Raw genomic sequence first — 3,993 nt, forward strand, 5'->3', positions numbered from 1 at the left:
CATCATCTTCATGCACATAAGCACTCGCGCGCAGCTCATCGAGGCTTAAATGGTGATAGTCGGCCAGCCAGCGCAGCACGATATCCGCAGAAAGCTGATCCTGTTCTATATAAAGCTCACTGCGGTTGCAGGTGGAGAGGATCGCAGCTTCGCGGCTGTCGGTAATTCGGCAGAGCTGCTGCAGGGCCTCAACCAGCTGCTCAGGGGTAAAGGCCACGCGCTCGCGGACGTCTACTGAAGCAGTCTTGTGGTTAATACCAAGTGCAAGGAAGGCCATTCAAGGTCGCTGATGGTGACGTGAAGCCGGCAATTGTCCACCTTCGTCAGATTCAGAACAACTACCGCTGACTATTGTCCCAATTGTCAGCCCCTATAATGGGCACAATTGAGACTCGGTTATGTTTGGCCGAAGGCTTGTGTCATGATGATCCGACCGCAGGTTAGTCGTCCTCTTCCTATATGAATAGATCCTCCGCGTTGCTCCTTGCTTTTGTCTTCCTCAGCGGCTGCCAGGCCATGGCCCCCGTTTCGCAGGACGGTGCCTCACCGGTCGAAGACACCACGCCCGCGCCTGAAAAGCCCAAGGTTTACAGCTCGTTCAGCGAAGAAACCGTGTTCAGCCTGCTGAGCGCCGAACTCGCTGGTCAGCGCAATCGTTTCGACATTGCCCTGGACAACTACGTGACCCAGGCCATCAATACGCAGGATCCCGGCGTTTCCGAGCGCGCATTCCGTATTGCTGAATACCTCGGCGCGGATCAGCCAGCGCTGGATACTGCGCTTATCTGGGCGAAAAACGCTCCGGACGATCTCGAAGCGCAACGCGCCGCCGCCGTGCAACTGGCGCGCGCCGGGCGCTATGACGACTCGATGGTCTATATGGAGAAAGTCCTGCAGGGCAAGGGCGACACCCATTTCGACTTCCTCGCGCTGTCGGCAGCCGATACCGATCAGGAGACCCGCAACGGTCTGATGAAAAGTTTCGACCGTTTGTTGCAACGCCACCCGAAGAACAGCCAGCTGATTTTCGGCAAGGCCCTGCTCTTGCAGCAGGACGGCGACAACAAAGCGGCGCTGACCCTGCTTGAAGACAATCCACCGGAAGACGGCGAAATCGCCCCGATTCTGCTGCGCGCACGCCTGCTGCAAACCATGAATCGTGGTGACGAAGCACTGCCGCTGCTGCGCAAAAGCATCAAGAAGTACCCGGACGACAAGCGTCTACGCCTGACCTATGCGCGCACGTTGGTCGAACAGGACCGGATGGACGACGCCAAGGCCGAGTTCTCCAGCCTCGTTCAGCAATACCCGGAAGACGACGAACTGCGCTACTCGCTGGCGCTGGTATGCCTGGAAGCCAAGGCCTGGGATGAGGCCAAAGGGTATCTGGAAGACCTGATCGCCCGGGAGAGCCACGTTGATTCGGCGCACCTGAACCTCGGGCGCATCGCCGAAGAACGCAACGACCCGCAAGGCGCATTGATCGAATACGCCCAAGTTGGCCCGGGTAATGATTATCTGCCGGCGCAATTGCGTCAGGCCGATATCCTGATGAACAACGGCAAAACCGCCGAAGCACAAAGCAAACTGGCGGCCGAGCGCGACGCACAACCGGATTACGCGATCCAGTTGTACCTGATCGAATCGGAAACCCTGTCGGCCAATAAACAGGACGACAAGGCCTGGAAAACCTTGCAGCAAGCCTTGCTGCAATACCCGGACGATCTGAATCTGCTCTACACCCGCGCCATGCTCGCGGAAAAACGCAATGACCTGGGGCAGATGGAAAAAGACCTGCGCCTGATCATCAAGCGTGACCCGGACAACGCCATGGCGCTGAACGCTCTGGGCTACACCCTTTCCGATCGCACGACTCGTTACGCTGAAGCCAAAGCGCTGATCGAGCAGGCACACCAGATCAATCCGGAAGACCCGGCGGTACTCGACAGCCTCGGCTGGGTGAACTTCCGCATGGGCAATCTGGACGACGCCGAGAAATACCTGCGCCAGGCGCTGGAGCGTTTCCCTGACCACGAAGTCGCCGCGCATCTGGGCGAAGTGTTGTGGGTCAAGGGCAACCAGCGTGAAGCCAAGCAAGTCTGGGGCAAATTCCTCAAGGATCAGCCCGACAGCACCATTCTGCGCAGCACCATCAAGCGCCTGACCGGATCCGAGACTCTTTAACTCATGTTTTTGCGCCACGTTATTGTTTTCAGCTTCATCGCTCTGCTCGCTGGCTGCTCGGGTTTTGGTACTCGCGAATCGGTCGAGGGCCACGGCAGTCCCGCTCAATGGGCCGCGAACAAACAACAGCTGACCGGCCTCGACGGCTGGCAGATTGACGGCAAGATCGGCATCCGCGCACCGAAAGATTCCGGTAGCGGCACGTTGTTCTGGCTGCAACGTCAGGATTACTACGACATCCGCCTGTCCGGCCCGCTGGGTCGCGGCGCGGCACGTCTGACCGGGCGTCCGGGCAAGGTGGCGCTGGAAGTCGCCAACCAGGGTCGCTACGAATCGCAATCGCCGGAAGCTTTGCTTGAAGAGCAACTGGGCTGGAAATTGCCGGTGTCGAATCTGGCCTGGTGGGTCCGTGGCCTGCCTGCACCAGACAGCAAAAGCCGCCTGAATCTGGACGCCGACAGCCGTCTGGCCAACCTTGAACAGGATGGCTGGAAAGTCGAATACACCGCTTACACCGAACAAAATGGTTACTGGTTGCCAGAACGCATCAAGCTGCACGGCACCGACCTCGACGTAACGCTGGTGATCAAAACCTGGCAACCGCGCAAGTTGGGGCAATAACCCATGACCGCTGCACGTCTGACCCTGCCCTCGCCGGCCAAACTCAATCTGATGCTGCACATTCTTGGTCGCCGTGAAGACGGTTACCACGAGTTGCAGACACTGTTTCAGTTTGTCGATTACGGCGATGAAATCACGTTTGCCGTGCGCGATGACGGCGTGATTCAACTGCACACTGAATTCGCAGGCGTTCCCCACGACAGCAACCTGATCGTGCGCGCAGCAAAAATGCTCCAGGCACAATCTGGCTGTGCGCTCGGCATCGACATCTGGATCGACAAGGTGCTGCCCATGGGCGGCGGCATTGGTGGCGGCAGTTCGAACGCGGCAACCACTTTGCTCGGGCTCAATCATTTGTGGCAGTTGGGGTGGGATGAGGATCGCCTGGCCGGACTGGGCCTGACGCTTGGTGCTGACGTGCCGGTTTTCGTCCGTGGCCACGCGGCGTTTGCCGAGGGCGTGGGCGAAAAACTCACCCCTGTCGATCCCGAAGAACCTTGGTATCTGGTACTCGTGCCGCAAGTCTCTGTAAGTACGGCAGAAATTTTTTCCGATCCTTTGTTGACACGTAACACGCCGCCCATTAAAGTGCGCCCCGTTCCCGAGGGAAACAGTCGAAATGACTGCTTGCCGGTGGTTGCAAGGCGTTATCCGGAAGTACGTAACGCATTGGATTTGTTAGGTAAATTTACCGAAGCAAAGCTCACCGGAACTGGAAGTTGTGTGTTTGGGGGCTTCCCAAGCAAAGCTGAAGCTGATAAAGTCTCGGCCCTTCTGACAGAGACCCTTACAGGGTTTGTAGCAAAAGGAAGCAACGTTTCGATGTTGCATCGCAAGCTGCAAAGTCTGCTCTAAAGGAACCAAGTGCTCGGCACTTGATGCAACAGATACAGGGGCGTCGCCAAGCGGTAAGGCAGCAGGTTTTGATCCTGCCATGCGTTGGTTCGAATCCAGCCGCCCCTGCCATTTTCTATACTCATCCAGGTTACCCTCAGCCTCTAGGTACTGCGCGTGTCCAAGATGATGGTCTTTACGGGGAACGCTAACCCCGATCTGGCTCGGCGTGTTGTACGTCAGCTGCATATCCCTCTCGGTGACATCTCTGTCGGTAAATTTTCCGACGGCGAAATCACTGCCGCTATCAATTAAAACGTTCGCGGTAAAGACGTTTTCATTATTCAGCCGACT

Annotated in this window: 3 protein-coding genes, 1 tRNA gene and 2 pseudogenes; 5 read left to right on the forward strand and 1 reads right to left on the reverse strand. The window is 57.4% G+C overall.

Translation table 11 applies throughout. From position 1 onward, the window contains the following. Nucleotides 1-277 (reverse strand): annotated as a pseudogene (locus tag ACIONG_RS19185) (glutamyl-tRNA reductase); the annotation flags it as partial. A 182-nt stretch (nucleotides 278-459) separates the two neighbouring features. Here ACIONG_RS19185 and ACIONG_RS19190 point away from each other — a divergent pair. The 5 genes and pseudogenes from ACIONG_RS19190 to ACIONG_RS19210 form a co-directional block, all read left to right on the forward strand. Then, nucleotides 460-2,184 carry a tetratricopeptide repeat protein gene (locus tag ACIONG_RS19190; protein WP_103306073.1) on the forward strand — a complete coding sequence of 575 codons (1,725 nt, stop codon included), beginning with the start codon at nucleotides 460-462 and terminating at the stop codon, nucleotides 2,182-2,184. A 3-nt stretch (nucleotides 2,185-2,187) separates the two neighbouring features. Continuing rightward, nucleotides 2,188-2,805: a lipoprotein insertase outer membrane protein LolB gene (gene lolB, locus ACIONG_RS19195; RefSeq protein WP_213026576.1), complete on the forward strand. Its 618-nt coding sequence runs from the start codon at nucleotides 2,188-2,190 to the stop codon at nucleotides 2,803-2,805. Nucleotides 2,806-2,808: 3 nt separating this feature from the next. After that, nucleotides 2,809-3,660 (forward strand): 4-(cytidine 5'-diphospho)-2-C-methyl-D-erythritol kinase, encoded by an 852-nt coding sequence (gene ispE / locus ACIONG_RS19200; RefSeq protein WP_103306071.1) that lies wholly within the window; start codon nucleotides 2,809-2,811, stop codon nucleotides 3,658-3,660. Between the two features lie 36 nt (nucleotides 3,661-3,696). Beyond that, nucleotides 3,697-3,771: transfer RNA gene (locus ACIONG_RS19205), tRNA-Gln, on the forward strand. A gap of 45 nt (nucleotides 3,772-3,816) precedes the next feature. Beyond that, nucleotides 3,817-3,951: pseudogene (locus tag ACIONG_RS19210) on the forward strand (ribose-phosphate pyrophosphokinase-like domain-containing protein); the annotation flags it as partial. Nucleotides 3,952-3,993: the final 42 nt, after the last annotated feature.

It is taken from the genome of Pseudomonas sp. NPDC087817 (assembly GCF_044742875.1).
Classification (GTDB): Bacteria; Pseudomonadota; Gammaproteobacteria; order Pseudomonadales; family Pseudomonadaceae; genus Aquipseudomonas.